This is a genomic window from Rathayibacter sp. AY1B4 (assembly GCF_002932815.1).
In the GTDB taxonomy this organism is placed as follows: domain Bacteria; phylum Actinomycetota; class Actinomycetes; order Actinomycetales; family Microbacteriaceae; genus Rathayibacter.
Genome location: NZ_PSWN01000017.1, coordinates 1 through 22,326, shown reverse-complemented (window position 1 = coordinate 22,326; position 22,326 = coordinate 1). Strand labels below are relative to the sequence as shown.

Here is a 22,326-nt window from a genome sequence, read left to right as displayed (position 1 = left end):
CGAGGTCGTGCGCGGGCCCGACGCCGCGTCGGAGTCGGAGCACGCCGCGCCCGCCGCCGCCGAGCCCGAGGTCGACGACCGCCCGATGATCGAGCGCGTCGAGTCCCTGGTCCGCCGCTGGATCGCGCGCAGCGGCGAGTTCCCGGTCGAGCCCGCCGCCCAGCGGCTCGCGGGCGTGCTCCAGGACCCGAACGGACTCGACTTCACCGTCGGGTTCGTCGACGGCGTCGCCCGGCCCGAGGACCTCTCGGTCGCGGCCGAGAACCTCGCGGCGCTGACCGCGAAGACGCCCGCCTTCCTCCCCTCCTACCTGCGCGCCGCGATCAGCACCGGCGGCGCCGTCGGCCCCGTGCTGCCCTGGGTGGTCGTGCCCGCGGCCCGCCGGGTCCTCCGCCGCCTCGTCGGGCACCTCGTGGTCGACGCCTCGGAGGCGCGTCTCGGCGCGGCCGTCGCCGCGCTGCGCGAGGGCGGCGACCGGCTCAACCTCAACCTCCTCGGCGAGGCCGTGCTCGGCGAGCGCGAGGCCCGCCGCCGCCTCGAGGGGACCCTCCGCCTGCTCGAGCGGCCGGACGTCGACTACGTCAGCGTCAAGGTCTCGAGCGTCATCAGCCAGCTGTCGATGTGGGCCTTCGAGGAGGAGGTCGACCGCGTCGTGGAGCGTCTCACCCCGCTCTACCAGGCCGCCGCGTCCGGAGCCGACCCCACCTTCATCAACCTCGACATGGAGGAGTACCGCGACCTCGATCTGACGGTCGCCGTGTTCCGGCGCCTCCTCGAGCAGCCGGGCATGCTCGACCTCGAGGCGGGCATCGTCCTGCAGGCCTACCTGCCCGACTCCGTCCGCGTGCTCGACGAGCTGACCGAGTGGGCGCAGGAGCGCCGGGCCCGCGGCGGAGCCCCGATCAAGGTGCGCGTCGTGAAGGGCGCGAACCTCGCGATGGAGCGGGTCGATGCGGCCCTGCACGACTGGCCGCTCGCGACCGTCGGCAGCAAGGTGGAGGCCGACACGAACTACAAGCGCCTGTTCGACCGGGCCCTGCGGCCGGAGCGCGTCGACGCGGTGCGCGTGGGCGTCGCCGGGCACAACCTCTTCGACCTCGCCTGGGCGTGGCTCACGGCGACCGAGCGCGGGGTGACCGGCGCGGTCGAGATCGAGATGCTGCTCGGGATGGCGACCGGGCAGGCGCGCGCCGTCCGCGAGGACGTGGGACGCCTCCTCCTCTACACGCCCGTCGTGCACCCGCACGAGTTCGACGTGGCCATCTCGTACCTCATCCGCCGGCTCGAGGAGAACAGCAGCCCCGAGAACTTCCTGTCGGCCGCGTTCCGCCTCGACGACGAGGAGGTGCTGCAGCGGGAGCTCGGCCGCTTCCGCGCCTCGCTCGAGGCCCTCGACGACTCCGTCCCGCCGCCGAACCGCACGCAGGACCGCCTGCGGGAGTGGTCCTCCGGCTCCGGCCGCCGCCTCGTGCAGGAGCACGCCCGCGCCGGCGAGCGGGCGCAGGACCCGGCCGCCGCGGGCCTGACGCAGGCCGTCCTCGGCCTCAGCCGCGGCTCCGGTGCCGCCGCCGCGACCGCGGGCTTCCACAACGAGCCCGACACCGACCCCGCCCTCCCCGGCAACCGACGCTGGGCGCGCCTGATCACCGAGCGCATCGCCGGGTCGACCATCGGAGCGGGCACGGCCGACGCCGCACGCGTGAGCACCGAGGCGGAGCTCCAGGAGGTGCTGCGCACGGTGTCCCGCCGCGCGGAGCGCTGGGGCGAGCGCCTGGGCTACGACCGAGCGGCCGTGCTCGACCGCGCCGGCCTCGTCCTCGCCGCGAACCGCGACCGCCTGATCGAGGTGATGGCCTCCGAGACCGGCAAGACGATCGCCGAGGCCGACCCCGAGGTCTCCGAGGCCATCGACTTCGCCCACTACTACGCCACCCGCGCCCGCGAGCTCGACGCCGTCACCGGGGCCACCTTCGTCCCCGCGCGGGTCACCGTCGTCGCTCCGCCGTGGAACTTCCCGGTCGCCATCCCGGCCGGATCGATCCTCGCGGCGCTCGCCGCCGGCTCCGGAGTCGTGGTGAAGCCGGCGCCCCAGGCCCGCCGCTCGGCGGCTGTGCTCGTCGAGGCGCTCTGGGACGCGGGCATCCCGCAGGAGCTCCTCGCCCTGGTCGACCTCGACGAGGAGGAGCTGGGACGGGCGCTGATCACCGACCCCCTCGTGGACCGCGTGCTGCTCACCGGCTCCTACGAGACCGCCCGCCTCTTCCGCTCCTGGCGGCCCGGCCTCGCACTGCAGGCCGAGACCAGCGGCAAGAACGCGATCATCGTCACTCCCCACGCCGACTACGACCTCGCCGTCGCCGACATCGTCCGCAGCGCCTTCGGGCACGCCGGCCAGAAGTGCTCCGCCGCCTCCCTGGTGATCCTGGTCGGCTCGGTCGCCCGCTCCAAGCGCTTCCGCGCCCAGCTGGTCGACGCCGTCACGTCGCTCCGCGTCGGCCGGCCCGACGACCCGTCGGCGGTGATGGGGCCGCTCATCGAGGAGCCCACCGGCAAGCTCCTGCACGCGCTCACCACGCTGGGCGGAGGCGAGTCGTGGCTCGTCGAGCCGCAGCGCCTCGACGAGAGCGGCACGCTCTGGTCGCCCGGGATCCGCGAGGGCGTCACCGAGGACAGCTACGTCCACCTCACCGAGTTCTTCGGCCCGGTGCTCGGGATCATGCACGCGGCGACCCTCGAGGACGCCGTCCGGATGCAGAACGGCACCGAGTACGGGCTCACGGCCGGGCTCCACTCCCTCCACGCCGACGAGCTCGCCCTCTGGATCGACTCGGTCGAGGCGGGCAACCTCTACGTCAACCGGGGCATCACCGGAGCGATCGTCCGGCGCCAGCCCTTCGGCGGATGGAAGCGCTCGTCCGTCGGCGGCGGCGCGAAGGCGGGCGGACCCAACCACCTCATCGGCCTCGGCTCCTGGAAGCCCTCGCCCGCGCGCTCCTCCTCGACGCTGCACCTGCGCGGCCTCGACGACCGCGCGCGCCAGTTCATCGAGGCGGCCCAGTCCTCGCTCCGGTTCGAGCAGTTCGACCTGCTCCGCCGCTCCGCACTCTCCGACCAGCTCGCCTGGGCGACCGAGTTCGGAGTCGTCACCGACATCTCGAAGGTCGGCGTCGAGCGCAACCTGTTCCGCTACCTCCGCGTGCCGATCGCGCTGCGCCTGGCCGACGGCGGCGACCTCGGAGAGCTCCTCCGCGTCATCGCCGCCGGCCTGCTGACCCGCTCCCGGATGGACATCTCCACGTCCCTCCCGCTCCCGCCGCGGGTTCAGGAGATGCTCGGCGGCGACGAGCTCGCCGAGATGGCGGGCCTCGTCCCACGCATCGTCGTCGAGACCGACGCCCAGTGGCTCGAGCGCGCCGCGGCCGGCCGCATCACGGCCCCGCGCATCCGCATCATCGGCGACATCGTCTCCGACCGCGTCGACGGTTACGCGGGCCCGCAGGCCCCCGGCAGCCCGACGCACGGACAGCAGGCCGTGGTCCGCCGATCGTCCGACTCGACCGGCTCCTTCACCGACGTCGTCGCCGGCATGACCCGCGGCAGCACAGGCAAGCCGGTCCCGCTCACCCGCGCCGACGGATCCCGCGTCCCCCTCGCGACCGCCCTCGCCGAAGCCCTCGGCGGCGCCCTCGACACCGCCGTCTACGCCGACCCGGTCACCCCCGCCGGCCGCGTCGAACTGCTGCCCTTCCTCCGCGAGCAGGCGATCTCGATCACGAACCACCGCTTCGGCAACCCGATCGATCTGAGCGACGACGTGCTGTAGTCGATTCCACGCCCGTCCCTGACGGGCGTGGCGCGGTCGGCTTCTCGACGGGGGGCGTTCTGAGGAGCGGGGGGCGTTCGGCTACAGCGATCCGCTGGTACGCGGATCGCTGGTTCGCCTCGGGGGCGGTGCTTGCGGGGATGGTGTGGATCGAGTGTGGCGCGGTCGGCTTCGCGACGGGGTGCGGTCTGAGGAGCGGGTGCGTACGGCTGCAGCGATCCGCTCGCATGCGGATCGCTGGTTCGCCTCGGGGGCGGTGCTCGCGACGATGGTGGGATCAGGCTGGCGCGGGTCGGCCTCCCGACGGAGCCCCGGGACGCGGCTCGACGAGGCGCGGGGGACTTACTTGTCGCGGCAAGTAGTGGGTAGGGTGGGGGGATGAGTGCGCCCGAGACACGCTGGCTGACGCCCGATCAGCTCGACGCCTGGCTGCGCTTCATCGCGGTCGTGGAACTGCTGCCGGGCGCCCTCGACACGCAGCTGCAGCGCGACGCGGGGCTCACGCACTTCGAGTACCTGACGCTGGCGATGCTGTCCGAGGCGCCCGACCGCGCCCTCCGGATGACCACGCTCGCCGCCCGCACCAACGCGACCCTGCCCCGGCTCTCGCACGTGGTGACCCGCCTCGTCGCCCGCGGCTACCTCGAGCGCCGCCCCTGCGCCTCCGACGGCCGCGCCACGAACGCGGTGCTCACCGACGCCGGCCTCCAGAAGATCGTCGACACGGCGCCCGGTCACGTCGCGACCGTGCTGGCCGACGTCATCGATCCGCTCGACGCCGAGCAGATCCCGCAGCTGGCCGACATCATGTCGCGCATGCTCGCCCGGCTCGACCCCGAGGGCAGGATGACGGTCGACGCCGTGCGCTCCTCGCTCGGAGACCCCGACACCCGCTCCTGCTGAGCGCACCGACCCCTCGCTCCCGGGGCGGACCGGCCTCGGCCGCGGCCGAATTCATGTACAGGGACTCCCGGACGTGCCCGTCAGGGTCCTTGAGGCCGCGCCCGCATGGAGCCGAGGTCCTGCACCGCGACCGGCTCGGCGCCGCCGGAGGCCGGCCCGTTCCCGAGCACCTCGCCGACCTCCTCCCTGCTGCCGACGCTCACCGCGAAGAGGCCCTGCACCCGGGAGCGCGCGTCGATGATCTCCTTCGATCTGGAGGTCGAGAGGAAGGGGTGCAGGACGACCATCGCGGACACGTGCTTGGGGGCGACGGAGCAGGCGGCGTCGTCGCTGAACAGAGGATTCAGGGCTGAACAGAGGATTCAGGGTCAGGCCGAGCGCCGGGGAGAACGCCCTCGAGCGCTCCGGATCCGTGAATGGGAGGTCGACGAGGATCGAGTCGACGGCCCTCCGCGTCAGTCCGGCGATCGGCCGCGCGACACGCGGGAGTCCGTGCCATCATCGCCTCGTGCAGTTCACGACGACGCTCTTCCGGATCGGCAACAACACCGGCATCGAGGTGCCGCCCGAGGTCCTCGAGGCCCTCGGCGGCGGCAAGCGTCCCGCCGTCGCGGTGACGGTGAACGGCTACCGCTTCACCAGCACGGTCGGAGCGATGGGCGGACGCGCGCTCATCCCGTTCTCGGCCGAGAAGCGCCGCGAGACGCAGCTCGCCGGCGGTGACGCGATCGACGTCGTGATCGAGCTCGACATCGCGCCGCGCGAGGTCGTCGTGCCGGAGGACCTGGCGTCCGCGCTGGCCTCGGCGGGCGCTGCGGAGCGCTTCGCCGCGCTCTCGCCCAGCGCGCGGAAGGCCCACGTCACGTCGGTCGAGGGCGCGAAGGCCGCCGAGACGAGGGCGCGCCGCGTCGCCTCGATCGTCGCGGCGCTCGCCGGCTGACGGGCGCGCCACGGTCCGTGACGCGACCTCCCCGCCGGATAGGCTGCCTCCGGCGCCCCACGGCGGAGCGCCCTGGAAGCGGAGTCGGGGGACTTGATGGGTGCGGTTCGGCGTTGGGTGTTCCCGATCGTGTGGATGGTCATCATCGGAGCGGCGAGCATCGCCCTGGTGAAGATCGCGTTCTTCCCGGACGGCGCGGCCGAGGCCGATCCGACGCAGCCGACCGGTGAGATCACCGAGCCGACCGTCACGGTCGCCCGCGGCACGGTCACCAACGACCTCACCCTCCAGGGCACCGTCGCCGCCGACCCCGCCGTGCCGCTGAAGGCGACGGCGGCCGGAACGGTCGACGACGTCTACGTGCAGCAGGGCGCGGCCGTCGCGTCGGGCGATCTCATCTACGATATCCGCGTCGAGACTCCGCGCGACCCGGTCGAGACGACCGGCCCGGACGGCGCCGTCACCCTCACCCAGCAGGAGCCCTCCGTGCGCTTCGAGCGGGTCTACGCCGCGACCGGCGGCACCCTCAGCGCGCTCGGCGTCATCCACGACCAGGCCGTCACGGTCGGCGAGGTGACCGGACAGGTCGCGCCGCCGAGCTACGCCGTCACCGGCACGATCGACGCGCAGCAGCTCTACCGCATCCAGAACCGGCCGACGGAGGCGCAGGTCGCGATCACCGGCGGGCCCGCGGGCTTCACCTGCACCGACCTCACCATCAGCACCCCTCTCGCCGGAGCCGGCGAGGGCGGCACGACCGGCGGAGCGACGGACGGCGGCGGCGGTGGAACCTCTACCGGCGCCTCCGGCACGAGCTTCACCTGCCAGGTGCCGACGGAGGTCACCGTGTTCCCCGGGCTCGCCGCCTCGGTGACGCTCGCGGGAGGCAAGGCGGAGGACGTCCTCGTCGTGCCGACCACCGCGGTCGAGGGCACCGCCCAGTCCGGCGTCGTGTTCCGCCGGGCGGACGACGGCAGCACCGAGGAGGTCCCGGTGACGCTGGGACTCACCGACGGCAGCTCCGTCGAGATCACCGGCGGAGTGGAGGAGGGCGCCGAGCTCCTGCAGTTCGTGCCGGGCGCGGAGGAGGCTGCTCCCGACGTCCAGCTGGGCGGCGACTGCATCGCGCAGCCCGACGGCTCGGTCTTCTGCTCGTGACGATCCTCCGGCTCGAGGGGATCCGCAAGGTCGTCCCGCTGCCCGATGCGCCGCCGCTGACGATCCTCGACGGCGTCGATCTCGAGGTGGGCGAGGGCGACCACGTCTCGGTCGTGGGGCGCAGCGGCTCCGGCAAGTCGACGCTGCTCAACATCCTCGGACTCATCGACGAGCCGACCGAGGGGCGGATGCTGCTCGAGGGTGCTCCCACCGAGACCCTGTCCTCGCGGGCCCGCGCGCGCATCCGCGGCGGCAGCATCGGCTTCATCTTCCAGCAGTTCAACCTGCTGGAGGGGCGGACCGCCCGCGAGAACGTGATGACGCCGCTGCTCTACGCGACCGGATCGGAGTTCTGGCGCCGCCGCGACCTCGCGGCCGAGATGCTGGAGCGGGTCGGCCTCGGGCACCGCGTGGACTCGATGCCCGGGCGCATGTCGGGCGGCGAGCAGCAGCGGATCGCGATCGCCCGCGCCCTGGTGCGCCGACCGCGGCTGATCCTCGCCGACGAGCCGACGGGAGCCCTCGACACCGACACCGGCGAGAGCGTGATGGGCCTGCTCGACGAGATCGCCCGCGAGTCCGGCTCCGCGCTGGTCACCATCACCCACGACCCGGCCATCGCGGCGCGGGCCGAGCGCCACTACCGGCTCGACCACGGCCGACTGGGCTCGACCGCGGATGCGGGCCCCGTCGCCGAGGCGGTGGTCGTCTGATGCGCGTGCTCGTCGGGATCGCCGGCGCGATCGTCGAGGCGTGGACCGAGCTGCGGATCCACCGCGGCCGCGTGCTGCTCTCGCTGATCGGAGTCGCGGTGGCCGTCGCCGCCCTGACCGCGGTCGTCGCCGCCGGCGGCATCGCCCGCCAGGCCAGCATCGAGCAGGCCGAGCGCTCCAGCGGGCGCCCGGCGAGCCTCTTCCTCTCCGCCTACACCTCCGGCACCGGCACCGCCGAGGTGGATGCCGACGCACTCCAGGCCGCGTGGACCGGTGCGCTGGAGCGGTACTCCATCACCTACGCGAGCCGCTCGACCTACGGCAGCGCGCGCGTCCAGTTCGCCGACGGCGCCGTCGACGTCGCGGTGCAGGCGGTCGACCAGCCCTTCGCCGAGATGCACCGGCTGAAGATCGTGGACGGCTCCTGGTTCACCGCCCGCGACTCCCAGCGCCTCGCTCCCGCACTCGTCGTCAACGAGCGCTTCTGGGAGCGGATCGGGAGCCCGGATCTGCGCACCCACCCGGTGGTCACCCTGCTCGGCTCCGAGCGCGACGTCACGGGCGTGGTGGTCGGCGTGACTCCCTCCTCGCAGTTCGAGACGGATCCGTCGATGATGATGCTCGCGGACGCCTACCCGGCGGTCGCCCGCGACGCCGACCCGCAGTTCGGCGGGCAGGGCGTGCCGAACTACGAGATGTGGGTGCCGCTCGACCTGGCCGAGCCCCTCGCCGCAGCGGTGGAGCGCGACGTGGCCGGCGCCCTGGGATCCGACTTCGAGGTGTCGGTCGACCGGCAGGACTACCTGGTCTACGACTCCGACCCCTTCGGCGTGCTGACCTGGGTGATCGGCGGCGTGGCGGGCCTGGTGCTGGCGCTCGGCGCGCTCGGACTGCTCAACATCGCCCTGGTCACCGTCCGGCAGCGGATCCGCGAGATCGGCATCCGGCGCAGCTTCGGCGCCTCCTCCGGCCGCATCTTCTTCTCGATCATGATGGAGAGCGTCGTGGCGACCGTCGTCGCGGGAGTGGTCGGCGTGACGATCGCGGTCATCCTCGTCACGAACCCCTGGACCGTGGCCTTCGTGCAGGACAACGGGATCGCCGACATCCCGCCTTTCCCGGCCGAGGCGGCGCTGCTCGGGCTCGGGGCGGCGACCCTCGTCGGCGCGCTCGCGGGCCTGGTGCCGGCGATCGTCGCCGTGCGGGTGAAGGTGATCGACGCGATCCGCTACTGAGGCCCGCCGAGGGTGACGACGAGCTCGTCGCCCTCGAGCGCGGCGTGCGCGTCGGAGTAGTGCGCGATCCGGGGCAGCCCCCGGGTGCTCGCACTCTCGTGGCTCCCGACGACGATCACGCGCATGCCGGCGTCCAGACCCGCCCGGATGCCGGCCTCGGCGTCCTCGAACACCAGCGCGTCCTCGGGGGAGACGCCGAGCAGGGCCGCGGCGGCGAGGTAGCCGTCGGGAGCAGGCTTGCCGTTCGCGACGTCGTGGGCGGTGACGACGGTGTCGGGGGAGGGGACGCCCGCCGCGGCCAGACGGGCGGCCGCCAGTGCCGGGCTCGCGGACGTGACCAGGGCGACGCGCTCGCGGGGGAGTGAGGCGAGGAACGCCGTCGCGCCGGGGATCTCGACGGTGCCCTCGGTGTGCTCGAGCTCGTATGCGTCGAGCTCCGCGACGATCGCGTCGACGTCGCTGCCGGCCGGAGCGAAGCGGCGGACGCTGTCGGCGGCGCGGACACCGTGAACGGCGCCGAGCACCGCGTCGTGGTCGAGAGCGAAGCGCTCGGCGAAGGCGCCCCAGATGGTCTCCACGACGGCCGTCGAGTCGACGAGCGTCCCGTCCATATCGAAGAGGGCGGCGCGGGCTCGGAGGAGGTGGGGCATGCGTCCATCCTGGCGGTCGGCGGCCTCCGGCGCCTGCCGGTGCGGACAGCGCTCGGACAGCGCGCGATCAGCCCGCCCTCAGGCCATGCATCGTGTCGCGGCGCTACGGTGGTCCGAGATCGCGGGCAGACGCCCGGAGGGGAGTGGAGGACGCCATGACGGACGACAACGGAACCGGCACGGACCAGGGCGCGAGCACGGGCGGCGAGGCCTCCGGACCCCGCGCCGGGTGGTACCCGGACCCGGCGGGCTCGTCCCGTCAGCGCTGGTGGGACGGGACCGGCTGGACGGAGTCGCTCCGCGACGCGCCGGCGGCCACTCCCACCGCCCCGGCCGGGAGCGGGTCGGCGCAGGCCGTCGCGACTCCCGTTCCGCCGACCGCACCGACTCCGCCCGCGCCGCCCGCCGAGCGTCCCGCCTACGGGGAGACGTCGAGCGGAGCGGCGACGAGCTACGGGCAGTCGGCCTCGGGTCGGTATCCGCAGCAGCCGTCGTCCGCCGACCCGCAGCAGAGCTACGGGCAGGGCTACGGCCAGCAGGGCGCCGGTCAGCAGCCGCAGCCGCAGCAGCCCTCCGGCCAGCAGCAGCCGCAGCAGGGCTACGGCCAGCAGGCTCCCCAGCAGTACGGCCAGCAGGGGTACGGCCAGCAGCCCTACGGCCAGCAGCAGCAACAGCCTTACGGCCAGCAGCAGCCGCAGTACCCGGCCTACGCCGCGGCTCCCGGAGCACCCGTGCAGCAGCGCGACACGAGCATCGTCACGTCCACCCCGTGGATCTGGGTGGTGGTCCTCCTGCCGCTGCTCTCGGCGCTGTCGATCTTCCTCCTCCCGCCGAGCGCGATCGTCGACTCGTCGATGGCCTCGACCTACGGGCCGAGCTCCTCGATGGGGATGTCGACCGCCTACCTCGTCGGCCTCGGCGTGCTCCAGGTCGTCGGCTTCCTGATCTACGCGGCGGAGGTCGTCTTCGCCTTCCTCGACTGGCGCCAGCTGAAGCGAGCCGGCCTGCAGCGTCCGTTCCACTGGGCGTGGGCCTTCCTCGCCGCTCCCTACGTCTACGTGATCGGCCGCAGCGTGGTCGTGAAGCGCGTGACCGGCGGCGGACTCCTCCCGCTCTGGGTCTTCCTCGGCGTCGTGGTCGTGTCGTTCCTCATCGCGATCGGCTGGACGGTGTCGCTCTTCTCCCTGATGACGCAGGCCTTCGCTCCCGCGGGCTTCTGAACCCGTGCGCGCAGCCGATCTCGTCCTGACCGGCGGCGCCGTCTTCACCGCCGACGCCGTGCGCTCCCGAGCGCACGGCGTCGCTGTCGTCGGAGGGCGGATCGTCGCGGTCGGCGCCGACGCCTCCGACCTGATCGGGCCGCGCACCGAGGTGGTCGACCTCGAGGGCCGGATGCTCGTCCCCGGCTTCCAGGACGCCCACGTGCACCCGGTCTGGGGCGGCGCCGCGCTGCTGCGCTGCTGGCTCGGAGCGGGAGGGTCGCCCGCCGAGCACCTGGCGACGGTCGCCGAGTACGCGGCTCGGGAGAGCGGAGCGGAGTGGATCCTCGGCGGCGGGTGGAACCTGCCCGACTTCCCCGGAGGCACCCCGACCGCCCGCGAGCTCGACACGGTCGTCCCTGACCGGCCCGCCTTCCTCACCAACGCCGACGGGCACGGTGCCTGGGTCAACTCCGCCGCACTGCGCCTCGCGGGGATCGACCGCACGACGCCGGACCCCGCCGACGGCCGCATCGAGCGCCTGGCCGACGGGACCCCCTCCGGCACCCTGCACGAGGGGGCGATGGACGCGGTCCGCCGCCACCTCCCGCCCGCGAGCGCGGACGAGCTCCACCGGGCGCTGCTCCTCGGGCAGGAGACCCTGCACTCGTTCGGAGTGACGGCGTGGCAGGACGCGATCATCGGCTCCTACGGCGATGTGGGCGACCCCGGTCCGGTGTACCGCCGCGCGGCGCTGAGCGGCGAGCTGACCGGGCGCGTCCGCGGTGCGCTGTGGTGGGACCGAGGCCGCGGCGTCGAGCAGATCCCGGAGCTCGTCGAGCGGCGCGCGGCGCTCGCCGCCGACCGCTTCGCGCCGACGACCGTCAAGATCATGCAGGACGGGGTCGCCGAGAACTTCACGGCGGCGATGCTCGAGCCCTACCTCGACGGGCACGGCGGCCACGGTCACGGCGACGGCCTCTCGATGGTCGACCCGCGCCTCCTGAACGAGGCCGTGCCGCTCCTGGACGCGGCCGGGTTCCAGGTGCACTTCCACGCGATCGGCGATCGTGCCGTACGCGAGTGCCTGGACGCGGTCGAGCGGGCGATCCAGGCGAACGGGCGCCGCGGCAACCGCCACCACCTCGCCCACCTGCAGGTCGTGCATCCGGACGACCTGCCGCGCTTCCGTGCGCTCGACGTCGCGGCCAACCTGCAGATGCTGTGGGCCTCGCTGGAGCCGCAGATGGTGGAGTTGACGCTGCCGTTCCTCGGTGAGCGGCGCGGCTCGTGGCAGTACCCGTTCGGCGACCTGCTCCGCTCGGGCGCGGTGCTCGCCGCGGGGAGCGACTGGCCGGTGTCGACGCCCGACCCGCTCGCCGCGATCCACGTCGCGGTGAACCGGCTCTCGGCGCCGTGCGAGCGCGAGCCGGGGTGGAGCGAGGAGGTGTTCCTCCCGGAGCAGCGCCTCGACCTCGCCACCGCCCTCTCCGCCTCCACGGCCGGCTCGGCGTGGGTGAACGGCCTGGAGGGCGAGTCGGGCTCGATCGCCGTGGGACTCGCGGCGGACTTCGCCCTGCTGGACCGGGATCCCTTCGCCGGCGACCCCGGCGCGATCGGGGACACCCGGGTGCTGGGCACCTGGATCGGCGGCGAGCGCGTCCACGCCGCAGCGGACGCGCCCACCTGATCCGGGTCGTTCAGGAGGCGGCGCTCAGCAGGTGATCGCTCCGCCGATGATCCCCGCGAGCAGCCCGCCGGTCGCGGAGGCGATCGCGCCGGGACCGGAGATCGCGCCGATCACCCCGCCGGTCGCGGCACCGCTGACGCCGCTCCCGGCGACGCAGTGGCCCCACTCGGGCGAGCTCCAGTCGCTGTTCAGGTGCAGGCCGCCCGCCGCCGAGCGGGACGCCGAGTCCGGGGCGAAGTGGAAGGTGAGCGTGTCGGAGTCGTCGATCGACCAGTGGCCCGACACGGTGCGGCCGCGTCCGACGTCGATCCTCTCCGGGAGTGCGTCGGACGTCTCGGCGCCGTCCGTGAAGCCGACCCCGCCGCCCGCCAGCTCGACGATCCGCGTGCCGTCGGTGACGTCGAAGGTCACCGTCGACGCCGATCCGCCCCGCGCCTCGAGGTGCACCCGGCTGCTCGTCTCCTGCCTCGCCGGCTCGGCGTGCGCGGCCTGCGCTGTGAACAGCGGCACCGCCAGCAGAGCGGCCGCCGCCGCGACCAGTGCCGTGCTCGTCCTCTGTCGTTCCATCGTCGTTCCCTCCCTCGGATTCCGATCCAGGAGGGAGGGCTCAGCGCCGCCGGTCGACGAGGGCGAGGACGACGGACGCCACCGCTGCCGCGACGGCGGCGGTGACCACGACGTCCCACGGATCCTCGGCGCCCACCGCGGTCGCGACGAGGTGCCCGGCCAGGACGCCGACGAACAGAGCCGGCAGCATCAGCCAGATGCGCCGTCTCCGTCGTGCCGCCGTACCGGCCTGTTCCCTGTCGCTCATGCTCGCCCTCCTGGATTCACCATACAGGTATGAAGTACCAGGCGGTCGCGACGCTCGTCGAGGAGGTGGCGCGATCCGTCAGGCCTCGCTGCGCTGGATGAGGCGGGAGAGGACGATCGCGGAGCGCGTGTGGTCGACGTTGGGCGCGATGCGGACCTTCTCGAGGGCGAGCTCGAGGCTGGGGATGTCGCGCGAGCGGATGTGGACGATCGCGTCGGCGGAGCCGGTGACCGTGCCCGCGTCGACGACCTCGGGGACCGCGGAGAGGATGCGGCGGAGCTCGTCCGGAGCGACGGTGCCGCGGCAGAAGAGCTCGACGTAGGCCTCGGTGGCCATGCCGTCGACCGCGGGGTCGACCTTGATCGTGAAGCCGCGGATCACGCCGTCGGCCACGAGGCGGTCGACGCGGCGCTTCACCGCGGAGGCGGAGAGCCCGACCACGCCGCCGATGTCGCCGTAGCCCGCGCGGGAGTTCTGGCGCAGCAGATCGAGGATCTTCCGATCGATGTTGTCCATGCTCCGAGGATAGGCGCGGCCGGAGCGGCGCCTGGACGGCAGCAGAGTGCCACTGGAGATTCGTGACGCCCGGCTATATAGTTGCTCTCGGTCAATAGTTGATCGCAGTCAACTAGAACCGCCGCCGTGCTGAAGAGGAGCCCATGTCACACCCCGAACACCGCGCCGCATCGCGCGGAACCACCGCGCCGCACGCCCCCGCCGGGCCGGACGGCGCCATGTCGCACCGCCAGGTGCTCGAATCGCTCAGCGGCCTGCTGCTGGGCATGTTCGTCTCGATCCTCGCGGGCACGGTCGTGTCGACCTCGCTGCCCCGGATCATCTCCGACCTCAAGGGCGACCAGAACGCCTACACCTGGGTCGTCACCGCGACCCTGCTCGCGACCACGGTCTCCACTCCGCTCTGGGGCAAGTTCGCCGACCTGTTCAACCGCAAGCTGCTGATCCAGCTCGCCCTCGGCCTGTTCGTCATCGGCTCCGCTCTGGCCGGCTTCTCGCAGGACACGAACATGCTGATCGTCTTCCGCGTGTTCCAGGGCCTGGGCGCCGGCGGACTCGCCGCGCTGAGCCAGATCATCATGGCCGACATCATCAGCCCCCGTGAGCGCGGCAAGTACGCCGGCCTCTTCGGCGGCGTGATGGCGATCGGCACCGTCGGCGGCCCGCTCCTGGGCGGCGTCGTGACCGACGCGTTCGGCTGGCGCTGGAACTTCTTCATCGCGATGCCCGTCGCGATCGTCGCGATCGTCCTCCTCCAGATGACCCTCCGCCTCCCCGCGCACCCGAAGCGCAAGGTGCGGATCGACTACCTCGGCGCCGTGCTCATCGCGGGCGGAGTCTCGCTCCTGCTGATCTGGGTCTCCCTCGCCGGCAAGGACTTCGACTGGGCCTCGTGGGAGACCGCGGTCATGGTCGGCGGTGCCGTCGTGCTGCTGATCGCCGCCGTGATCACCGAGCTCACCGTGGCTGAGCCGATCATCCCGATGGGGATGTTCAAGAACCGCACCTTCAGCCTCGCCGTCGTGGCGAGCATCTCGGTCGGCGTCTCGATGTTCGGCGTCGCCGTCTTCCTCGCGCAGTACATGCAGCTGGCCCGCGGAGCCACGCCGACCCAGTCGGGCCTGCTCACCATCCCGATGATGGCCGGCCTGCTGATCGCGTCGACGATCTTCGGCGGGATCATCTCCCGCACCGGCAAGTGGAAGGCGATCATGATCAGCGGCGGCGTGCTCGCCGTGATCGGAACCTCCCTCCTCAGCACCCTCCGCTACGACACGGACCTGGTCCTCGTCGGGATCTACATGGCCGTCCTCGGCGCCGGCCTGGGCATGCTGATGCAGAACCTCGTCCTGGTGGTGCAGAACTCGATCGAGGTGAAGAACCTCGGCGTCGCGACCAGCGCGGTCACGTTCTTCCGCAGCCTCGGCGGCACCGTCGGAGTCTCGGTCCTGGGCTCGATGCTCGGCACCGTGATCGCCGACCGCATCAAGACCGGCATCGCGGGTCTCGCTCCCGCCGACCAGGCTCTCGCCGCGCAGGCGCTGGGCAGCGGCACGATCCCGCAGCCGGCGACCCTGCCCGACGCCGTGCGCGTCGTGGTCGAGAGCGCCTACGGGATCGGCGTGGGCGACGTGTTCCTCTACAGCATCCCGCTCGCCGTGGTCACGCTGATCGCCGTCGTCCTCCTGCCCAACGTGAGTCTCGGCTCGAAGAACGCGGTGCAGCTCAAGGCGGAGCCGACCACTCCGCTGCAGGCCGCGGAGGACGCCCTCATCGCCGCCTCGGACGGCCAGGCGGCGCTCCGCCCCGTCGGCCAGGCCCGGCGGACGGACGACGCGACGCACGCCCGGGAGGGTCGCGAGGCCACTCCCGCCGGACACGGCCGCCACGCCGACGAGGAGCGGCAGGAGGAGCCGGTCGGGCACGCCCGGCACGCCGCTCCCACCGGCTCGGTCGACGTGATCGAGCGCTCCTGATGCCCGCCGCCGCGCCCTCGGCCGAGGCGCTGCACGAGGTCGAGGAGCAGATCACCGTGCTCGCCGTCCAGGTGCGCCTCGCCGTCCGGGACGCGGCGGCGTCGATCGACCCGGCGCTGCCGCCCTTCGGACTGCGGCTGCTGCGGATCCTCGAGCGCTGCGGTCCGGTCCACTCCGGAGCCGCGGCGGAGCGGCTCGGGGTCGACCGCAGCGCGATCAGCCGCCAGGCCCGCCAGCTCGCCGAGCTGGGCCTGGTCGAGATGACCTCCGATCCCGCCGACGGCCGAGCGCGGTTCCTCTCGCTCAGCTCGGCCGGATGCGAGCGGATGCGCGACCTCGGCGGCCGTCAGCGGCAGCGGATGCAGGAGGCGCTGAGCGCCTGGCCCGAGGAGGACCTGCGCGCGTTCGCGGGATATCTGGAGCGGCTGACCGCGGCGGAGTGAGCCGCGTGATCTGAACGAGTGGCGCGGACCGACGGGGTCCGCGCCACTTCTGCGTGCCGCCGGACGCGGCGCGGGCGCGCTGACCGCGTGCCGTCTCGCGCCACCCGGTGCCGACGCCGTCGTGGTCGTTCTACATTTCCTGAGATGTTCTCACTCAGGAGGCGATGACCCTGTTCTCTTTCAACCATGCAGCAGCGGCGGAGCTGGTCCGCGCCTCGGACGAGGCGGCGGAGGCGCTCGCCTCCCAGGGGCTGCTGAGGTCCGTCGCTGCCGAGTACGCGCTGGGCGAGTTCCGCGGCGCGTACGCCGAGCTGTTCCGCCGGGTCTGCGTCTGCGACAGGGAGAATCGCGGTCGGCTGAGCGCCGAGCTGCACGAGCTCGCCGACACGGTTCGGCTCGTGGCACGGAAGGCCGAGGAGGAGCGTCGGCGCCGGGAGGAGTACGCGGCCTGGGAGCGGCGGGCGGACGAGCGCGAGCAGCAGCGCCGCCTCGATCCGGTCGCGGCCCTCGCGGCGGGCGTCGACGAGGTCGTCGACCGGCCGCCGTCCGATCGGCCGGTCGTGCCTCCGCCGATCCGTGCGCTGTTCTCCCCCCGGTCGGTGCCCCGCACGTCCCCGGGCGGCTCCGCCGCGGGAGGCACGACCTCCGCCGACCCCGAGCGTCTCGACGTCTTCGTCTCGCAGACCCGGCAGGCGGACGAGGCTATGCGCTCCCGGCTCCAGGATCTGATGGCCGCCTGGGGAGCCTTCGGCAACCGCTGCTCGTGGGCGCCGGTCGAGTCCTTCTCGGTGCTCCGGGGCTTCCGCGAGCTGCTGTCGATCGGTGCGGCCGACGCGACCTGGGTCGAGCAGATCTCCCTGGCCTTCACCGCCGCCGGGGGAGCGGCGCTCTCCGTTCCCGTCCTCGACGCCGTCGGCACCCTGGCGCGGCCCCGGGGCGGCCGGAGCCTGCTCGACTCCCTCGCGGCGCTCTCGTCCGACGATCTCGCGACACTCCTCGCCGCGTCGCCCGATCTCGCGGCCCGCCTCGGGCGACTGGCTCCGACCCTCGTGAACGACTGGTGGCGGAGCCTCGACTCCACGGACGGCGCGCGCTTCTCGCCGCAGCAGGAGGCGCTGGTCGCCGGTCTGCCCGGGGTGATCGGGAATCTGGAGGGTGTTCCCTACCGCGCCCGGGTGAGGGCGAACGAGAGGGCGCTGAGGGCGCGGATCGCGGCGCTGAGGAGCGAGGCGGCGGGCCTGCGCGGGAAGGCGGGCGACAGGGAGCGACTCGCGGCGGTGGAGTCGCAGCTGGTGGCGCTGAGGGACGTGCGGGCATCGCTCCGGCGCGGTCTCGGTCAGGACCCGCGCTTCCTCATCTCCCTGACCGCCGACGAGCCTCCGCTCGCCGCCGTCTCGATCGGCGATCCCGACACCGCCACGAACGTCACCTACGCCGTCCCCGGGATGGGACAGACGACGGAGAGCATGACCCGATGGACGAAGGCGTCGCAGAATCTGCAGTCGCTCCTCCCGCCCGGCAGCGCCGTCATCTCCTGGATCGGCTACGAGACCCCGCCGATGGCGCGGCTCGGCGGGAACGGCATGGACGTCCTCACCTCGAACCAGGCGGTCGCCGGCGGCGCCGCACTCGCCTCGGCTGTCCAGGGGCTCTCCGCGGTCCGGGGCGACGACCTGCCGAAGCCGAACGTCGTCGCCCACTCCTACGGCAGCACCGTCATGGCCGTCGCCGCCTCGCGCTCGGACGTCGAGCTCGGGGTCGTCGTGACGCTGGGCTCGGCCGGCCTCCCGGACAGCGTCGACGAGGCGAGCGACCTGCACGCGGAATCCGTCTTCGCGGGGCAGGCGCGGGACAAGTACCTCGGCGAGACCGAGAGCGGCGACGAGGCCGCGTGGATGGGCCGCGCCTTCAGCTGGAACCACCACACGGATCCCGCTGACGAGGACTTCGGCGCGCGCGTCTTCGGTGTGGAGACCGGAGGCGACGCCGGGAGGATCGTGACGGATCACGCTTCACTGAAGAGCGACGACGGCGATCTCGCGGGGTATCTCGACAAGAACACCGAGTCCTTGCAGAACGCGGCGTGGGCCGTCTCCCGGCGACTCGACCGGCTGACCGAGAACCGGCCGCTCGGACCGACCGCCTTCCAGAAGGCGGTCGTGGGAGCCTCCCATGGCGGGTAGAGGCTCTCCTCAGCGGACGGGCGTCACGCTGACGGTCGCGGCTCTGCTGGTGATGTCGATGACCGCATGTGCAACGGAGAAGGAGGCGAGACCGGTGAGCACGATGAGTCCTCGGGAGGGTCGGGACCGGGTGGTGGGGTTCGTGCGGGACTCCGCGGGGCGGCTCGATGTGGAGGGGTGGTGGCCGCGGAGTGGCGCGGCCAGGCCCGATGTGTGCGGCCCCGGCGACCGGGTGAGCGGTGCGAGCTACAGCTACGACTGGTGGGCCCCGGCGGGCACCGATGTCGAGGGGGATGCGCGGAAGGTCGCGGACTACTGGGAGTCGCTGGGGATGACGGTGAGAGTGACCGATTCGACTCCGCGCCCGACGGTCTACGGGCAGGGCGGACCGGTGCTCCGGGCGAGCTTCGTCACCGGCGCCGTCGAGGAGATGTACATGATCGGGGCGGAGATGCCGTGCGCGCCCGGCGATTTCGAATCACTCCTCCTCGAGGACGAGGCTCAGCGCGCGGCGGGCGCGGTCCTTCCGGGTGATGAAGGGGTCGTCCCGAAGCCGGATCCGTGGGACCTCCCACTCCCCTCCGATCCGTCGGGTTCCGGCTCGGAGGGATGAGCCGCCCCGTCCACCGCGTCCGGATCGGAGATGCCGACGTCGCTTCCGTTGCCGGGGGAGGGGTCGGCCTCAGCGCGGTGCGCCCACCAGCTGCGCGACGTGCACGACGAAGGCGCGGCGGCGGTCGCGCGTCTCCTCCCCGCCCCGGGAGGCGAAGGGGGTGAGGTGCCAGATCTCGCAGAGGCCGAGGAGGGCGATGAAGAGGTCGTCGGCGGACCAGCTCGCGTTGACGACGCCGGTGCGCTGCCACTCGAGGACCCGGGCCTCGGGGGCGGGGACCCCGCCGAGCTGCTCGCCGGCCTCCTCCCAGACGCCGGCTCCCTCCAGGCGCGCCCACGTGAGCAGGCGCAGGAACTCCGGGTGCTCCCACACATGGTCGAACATGCGGCCCGCGAGGTCGGGGAGGTCCGCCGCCTCGGCGAGGAGCGTCTCGTCGAGAGCGCCGAGCGCCTCGACGACGGTCGCGACGAACAGGCCGCGCTTGCCGCCGTAGTAGGCGTAGAGCCGCTCCTTGTTCAGACCCGCGGCCGCGGCCACACGGTCGACCCGGGCGCCCGCGAAGCCGTGGGCGGCGAACTCGACGGAGGCCGCGCGGAGGATCCGCTCGCGCGCGGGCAGCGCCGCATCGGATGTCGGCTCCATGGTTCACCTCCGGGCGCTCGAACGATACACTCTTCTTCGCCCAACCAACTGGTTGGGGTGGTTCGGCCCCGATGACGCGGCTCGGATCCGGACCCGCCGGTCCCGCTCCGCTCCGTGTGAAAGGCCGCCATGCCCTCCCCGTCCGCTCCCTCCTCCGCCCGCCGCTGGTGGGTGCTCGTGATCCTCGCGCTCACGCAGCTCGTCGTCGTGCTCGACGGCACCATCGTCACGATCGCCCTCCCCGCCGCGCAGGCCGACCTCGGCCTCACCGACGTCGAGCGCCAGTGGGTCGTCACCGCCTACGCCCTCGCGTTCGGCGCGCTCCTGCTCCTGGGCGGCCGCATCGCCGACTACACCGGCCGCAAGCGCACCTACCTGATCGGCATGATCGGCTTCGGCGCCGCCTCCGCCTGGGGCGGCCTCGCCACCTCGGGCACCGAGCTGATCGCCGCCCGCGGGCTGCAGGGCGCCTTCGCCGCGCTGCTCGCTCCGGCCGCTCTGGCCCTCCTCACCGTCTCCTTCCCCTCCGGCCGCGAGCGGGGCACGGCCTTCGCCGTCTTCGGAGCGGTCGCCGGAGCGGGCGCCGCCGTCGGCCTCGTGCTGGGCGGGCTGCTCACCGAGTTCGCCGACTGGCGCTGGTGCCTCCTCGTCAACGTCCCCGTCGTCGTGGTCGGTGCGATCGCCGGCCAGCTGCTCGTCACCGAGAGCCGCGCGGAGGGGCGCAACCGCTTCGACGTCGCCGGGACGATCACCGTCGCGCTCGGGCTCGCGAGCGTCGTCTACGGCTTCACCCTCGCCGAGCAGGGCTGGCTCCGCGTCGACACCCTTGGCTTCCTCCTCGTCGGCGTGCTGCTGCTGGCCCTCTTCGTGCGGATCCAGGCCCGCTCGGACCACCCGTCGCTGCCGCTGCGCATCGTCGCCGACCGCGTCCGCGGCGGAGCCTTCCTGGTCCAGGCGATCGTCGGCAGCGTGATGATCGGCTCCACCCTCTACCTGACCCTGCACCTGCAGCTGGTCCTGGGCCTGCCGCCGCTCGAGGCGGGCCTGGCCAATCTGCCGATGACGGTGACGATCATGATCGTCGCCGGAGTCGCCGCCAAGCTGCTGCCGCGCACCGGCCCGCGCGTGCTGATGATCGTCGGCCCGCTGATCGCGGCAACCGGGCTCCTCTACCTGAGCCGCATCACCCCCGACGGCGGCTACCTCCTCGAGGTGCTGCCCGCGCTGATCCTCCTGGGCGTCGGCATGGCGATGGTCTTCGTGCCGCTGCAGAACCTCGCGCTCACCGGAGTCGCGGCCCACGACGCCGGTGCCGCCGGAGCGACCGCGAACGCCGCCATGCAGATCGGCGGCTCGATCGGGCTGTCGATCTTCACGACCCTCTACGCGGGAGTCGCGGGCGAGCAGCAGTCGCCGGTCGCCTTCGTCGACGGCTACTCCGCGGTCTTCGTCGCGGCCGCGATCGGGCTGGTCGTCGCCTCCGTCGTCGCCGTCGCGATGATCCGGGTGAAGAAGGAGGAGTTCCTCGCCCAGGCTCCGAAGGAGGCCGTCGCCCACCTGGGCTGATCCCGGCCTAGGCTCGGAAGCGCCATGCAGCCACTGACCGAGACCGAGATCCGCGAGTCCTTCGTCAACGCCTCCCGCAAGGAGGTCGCCGATCTCGCGCTGCCGAAGGACTTCGACGCGCTGGACTGGTCGGTCATCGACCACCTCGGCTGGCGCGACCGGAGGATGGGCCGCCGCGCCTACGTCGTCGTGCCGCTGGAGGAGCGCCTCGTCGGGGTCCTGCTCACCCAGGCCGACGCCCTACCGCGCTCGCGGGCGCAGTGCTCGTGGTGCCGCGACGTGCAGCTCCCGAACGACGTCGTCTTCTTCGGGGCGCGGAAGGCCGGAGCGGCCGGGCGGGCGGGGGACTCGCTCGGCACGCTCGTCTGCTCCCGCTTCGAGTGCTCGGTGAACGTGCGGCGGCGCCCGTCGGTGGCCTACATCGGGTTCGACCTCGAGGCGGCGCGGGCGCAGCGGGTCGCGACTCTGCGGGCGCGCACCGAGGGCTTCGCGCGTGAGGTGCTCGGCGAGGCGTGACCGCGCTCAGCGGCGCGTGGACGCTCGCACGTGCATCCGCTCGCCCTGGCGGCCGAAGAGGCTGAGGAACTCGACCTGCTGCTCGTCGGCGCGGCCGAACCAGTGCGGCACCCGGGTGTCGAACTCGGCGGCCTCGCCGGCCGGCAGCACCAGATCGTGCTCGCCGAGCCGCAGGCGGAGCCGCCCGCTCAGCACGTAGAGCCACTCGAAGCCCTCGTGCGCGCGCTGCTCCGCCGGCTCCGTCACCGGCCCGGCCGGGAGCGTGTGCTTGAACGCCTGGAGCGCGCCCGCGTCGCGGCTGAGCGGCTGGATGAGCATGCCGTTCCGGCGCACCGGCCGCCCGTGCACGCGGGGATCCTCCGGCGCGGCGCCGACGAGCTCGTCGAGCGGCGCCCCGAGGGCGCGGGCGATCGGGAGGAGCAGCTCCAGCGTTGCGCGGCGGCCGCCGCTCTCGAGGCGCGAGAGAGTGCTCGCCGAGATGCCGGTCTCGGCCGCGAGGGACGCGAGCGTGCGGTCGCGGCGGGTGCGCAGGCGCCGGAGCCGTGGCCCGACGGCGGCGACGATCTCGTCGTCGGAGGGGGCGGGCGGGGTCTCGGGCACGACGCCATCCTGGCACGGGCGGTCGCGCCGCATGCCGGAACGGCACGGATCCTCGCGGCCCGCCCCGGGGCGGCGGAGCATCGACCCATGACCTCCACCGACGCCCAGGAGGATCAGCGCGGGCAGCACCTCGAGGAGGTAGCCGC

The 22,326-nt window shown here is 73.2% G+C and carries 21 protein-coding genes; 14 read left to right on the top strand and 7 right to left on the bottom strand.

What is annotated here, in order from left to right; genetic code table 11:
* Positions 1–85: 85 nt before the first annotated feature.
* A complete protein-coding gene (locus C5D66_RS11840; RefSeq protein WP_104326922.1) occupies positions 86–3,823 on the top strand; it encodes a proline dehydrogenase family protein in 3,738 nt (1,245 codons plus the stop codon).
* A gap of 378 nt (positions 3,824–4,201) precedes the next feature.
* Positions 4,202–4,726, top strand: coding sequence for a MarR family winged helix-turn-helix transcriptional regulator (locus C5D66_RS11835; protein WP_104233099.1), 525 nt, complete (start codon positions 4,202–4,204; stop codon positions 4,724–4,726).
* A gap of 80 nt (positions 4,727–4,806) precedes the next feature.
* Here C5D66_RS11835 and C5D66_RS11830 read toward each other — a convergent pair whose 3' ends face one another.
* On the bottom strand, positions 4,807–5,013 hold the full coding sequence (locus C5D66_RS11830) for a hypothetical protein (RefSeq protein ID WP_146084785.1): 207 nt from the start codon (positions 5,011–5,013) through the stop codon (positions 4,807–4,809).
* Between the two features lie 221 nt (positions 5,014–5,234).
* Between C5D66_RS11830 and C5D66_RS11825 the strand changes: the two genes are divergently transcribed.
* From C5D66_RS11825 to C5D66_RS11810, 4 genes are all read left to right on the top strand, one after another.
* On the top strand, positions 5,235–5,666 hold the full coding sequence (locus tag C5D66_RS11825) for a YdeI/OmpD-associated family protein (RefSeq protein WP_104255332.1): 432 nt from the start codon (positions 5,235–5,237) through the stop codon (positions 5,664–5,666).
* 135 nt (positions 5,667–5,801) lie between these two features.
* Complete coding sequence (locus C5D66_RS11820; RefSeq protein WP_146079306.1) at positions 5,802–6,824, top strand: efflux RND transporter periplasmic adaptor subunit; 1,023 nt, start codon at positions 5,802–5,804, stop codon at positions 6,822–6,824.
* Complete coding sequence (locus C5D66_RS11815; protein ID WP_104249893.1) at positions 6,821–7,537, top strand: ABC transporter ATP-binding protein; 717 nt, start codon at positions 6,821–6,823, stop codon at positions 7,535–7,537. Before C5D66_RS11820 ends, C5D66_RS11815 begins: the two co-directional genes overlap by 4 nt.
* The gene (locus C5D66_RS11810; RefSeq protein ID WP_104255330.1) at positions 7,537–8,772 is read left to right on the top strand and encodes an ABC transporter permease; all 1,236 of its coding nucleotides are present in this window, start codon (positions 7,537–7,539) and stop codon (positions 8,770–8,772) included. The genes C5D66_RS11815 and C5D66_RS11810 overlap by 1 nt, the downstream gene beginning before the upstream one ends.
* Here the strand turns inward: C5D66_RS11810 and C5D66_RS11805 are convergent.
* Positions 8,766–9,422: an HAD-IA family hydrolase gene (locus C5D66_RS11805; protein WP_104226157.1), complete on the bottom strand. Its 657-nt coding sequence runs from the start codon at positions 9,420–9,422 to the stop codon at positions 8,766–8,768. The two genes, C5D66_RS11810 and C5D66_RS11805, sit on opposite strands and share 7 nt — an antisense overlap.
* 155 nt (positions 9,423–9,577) lie before the next feature.
* Here C5D66_RS11805 and C5D66_RS17370 point away from each other — a divergent pair, with 155 nt between their 5' ends.
* Positions 9,578–10,642, top strand: a complete 1,065-nt coding sequence (locus C5D66_RS17370; protein ID WP_219814242.1) for a DUF2510 domain-containing protein — start codon at positions 9,578–9,580, stop codon at positions 10,640–10,642.
* Positions 10,643–10,646: 4 nt separating this feature from the next.
* Positions 10,647–12,311, top strand: coding sequence for an amidohydrolase (locus C5D66_RS11795; protein WP_104255329.1), 1,665 nt, complete (start codon positions 10,647–10,649; stop codon positions 12,309–12,311).
* 24 nt (positions 12,312–12,335) lie between these two features.
* Here C5D66_RS11795 and C5D66_RS11790 read toward each other — a convergent pair whose 3' ends face one another.
* From C5D66_RS11790 to C5D66_RS11785, 3 genes are all read right to left on the bottom strand, one after another.
* Positions 12,336–12,878 (bottom strand): hypothetical protein, encoded by a 543-nt coding sequence (locus tag C5D66_RS11790; protein WP_104222856.1) that lies wholly within the window; start codon positions 12,876–12,878, stop codon positions 12,336–12,338.
* Between the two features lie 40 nt (positions 12,879–12,918).
* Positions 12,919–13,125 (bottom strand): hypothetical protein, encoded by a 207-nt coding sequence (locus C5D66_RS16840; RefSeq protein WP_146076614.1) that lies wholly within the window; start codon positions 13,123–13,125, stop codon positions 12,919–12,921.
* Positions 13,126–13,203: 78 nt separating this feature from the next.
* A complete protein-coding gene (locus tag C5D66_RS11785) occupies positions 13,204–13,641 on the bottom strand; it encodes an Lrp/AsnC family transcriptional regulator (RefSeq protein ID WP_104222855.1) in 438 nt (145 codons plus the stop codon).
* Positions 13,642–13,859: 218 nt separating this feature from the next.
* On the opposite strand from C5D66_RS11785, the gene C5D66_RS11780 reads away from it, so the two are divergent.
* The 4 genes from C5D66_RS11780 (at position 13,860) to C5D66_RS11765 (ending at position 18,856) form a co-directional block, all read left to right on the top strand.
* Complete coding sequence (locus C5D66_RS11780; protein WP_104255328.1) at positions 13,860–15,617, top strand: MDR family MFS transporter; 1,758 nt, start codon at positions 13,860–13,862, stop codon at positions 15,615–15,617.
* Entirely contained in the window at positions 15,617–16,060 is a 444-nt protein-coding gene (locus C5D66_RS11775; protein ID WP_104237641.1) for a MarR family winged helix-turn-helix transcriptional regulator, read from the top strand. Before C5D66_RS11780 ends, C5D66_RS11775 begins: the two co-directional genes overlap by 1 nt.
* 164 nt (positions 16,061–16,224) lie before the next feature.
* On the top strand, positions 16,225–18,243 hold the full coding sequence (locus C5D66_RS11770) for an alpha/beta hydrolase (protein ID WP_104326911.1): 2,019 nt from the start codon (positions 16,225–16,227) through the stop codon (positions 18,241–18,243).
* Positions 18,244–18,337: 94 nt separating this feature from the next.
* Positions 18,338–18,856 carry a hypothetical protein gene (locus C5D66_RS11765; protein ID WP_104255326.1) on the top strand — a complete coding sequence of 173 codons (519 nt, stop codon included), beginning with the start codon at positions 18,338–18,340 and terminating at the stop codon, positions 18,854–18,856.
* A gap of 69 nt (positions 18,857–18,925) precedes the next feature.
* On the opposite strand, the gene C5D66_RS11760 is transcribed toward C5D66_RS11765, so the two are convergent.
* Positions 18,926–19,498 (bottom strand): TetR family transcriptional regulator, encoded by a 573-nt coding sequence (locus C5D66_RS11760; RefSeq protein ID WP_104255325.1) that lies wholly within the window; start codon positions 19,496–19,498, stop codon positions 18,926–18,928.
* Between the two features lie 129 nt (positions 19,499–19,627).
* Between C5D66_RS11760 and C5D66_RS11755 the strand changes: the two genes are divergently transcribed.
* Complete coding sequence (locus tag C5D66_RS11755; RefSeq protein WP_104255324.1) at positions 19,628–21,064, top strand: MFS transporter; 1,437 nt, start codon at positions 19,628–19,630, stop codon at positions 21,062–21,064.
* Between the two features lie 24 nt (positions 21,065–21,088).
* Positions 21,089–21,580: an FBP domain-containing protein gene (locus C5D66_RS11750; protein WP_104255323.1), complete on the top strand. Its 492-nt coding sequence runs from the start codon at positions 21,089–21,091 to the stop codon at positions 21,578–21,580.
* Between the two features lie 6 nt (positions 21,581–21,586).
* Here the strand turns inward: C5D66_RS11750 and C5D66_RS11745 are convergent.
* Positions 21,587–22,326 (bottom strand): helix-turn-helix domain-containing protein (locus tag C5D66_RS11745; protein WP_308471820.1); only part of this gene is annotated, 740 nt, incomplete at its 5' end.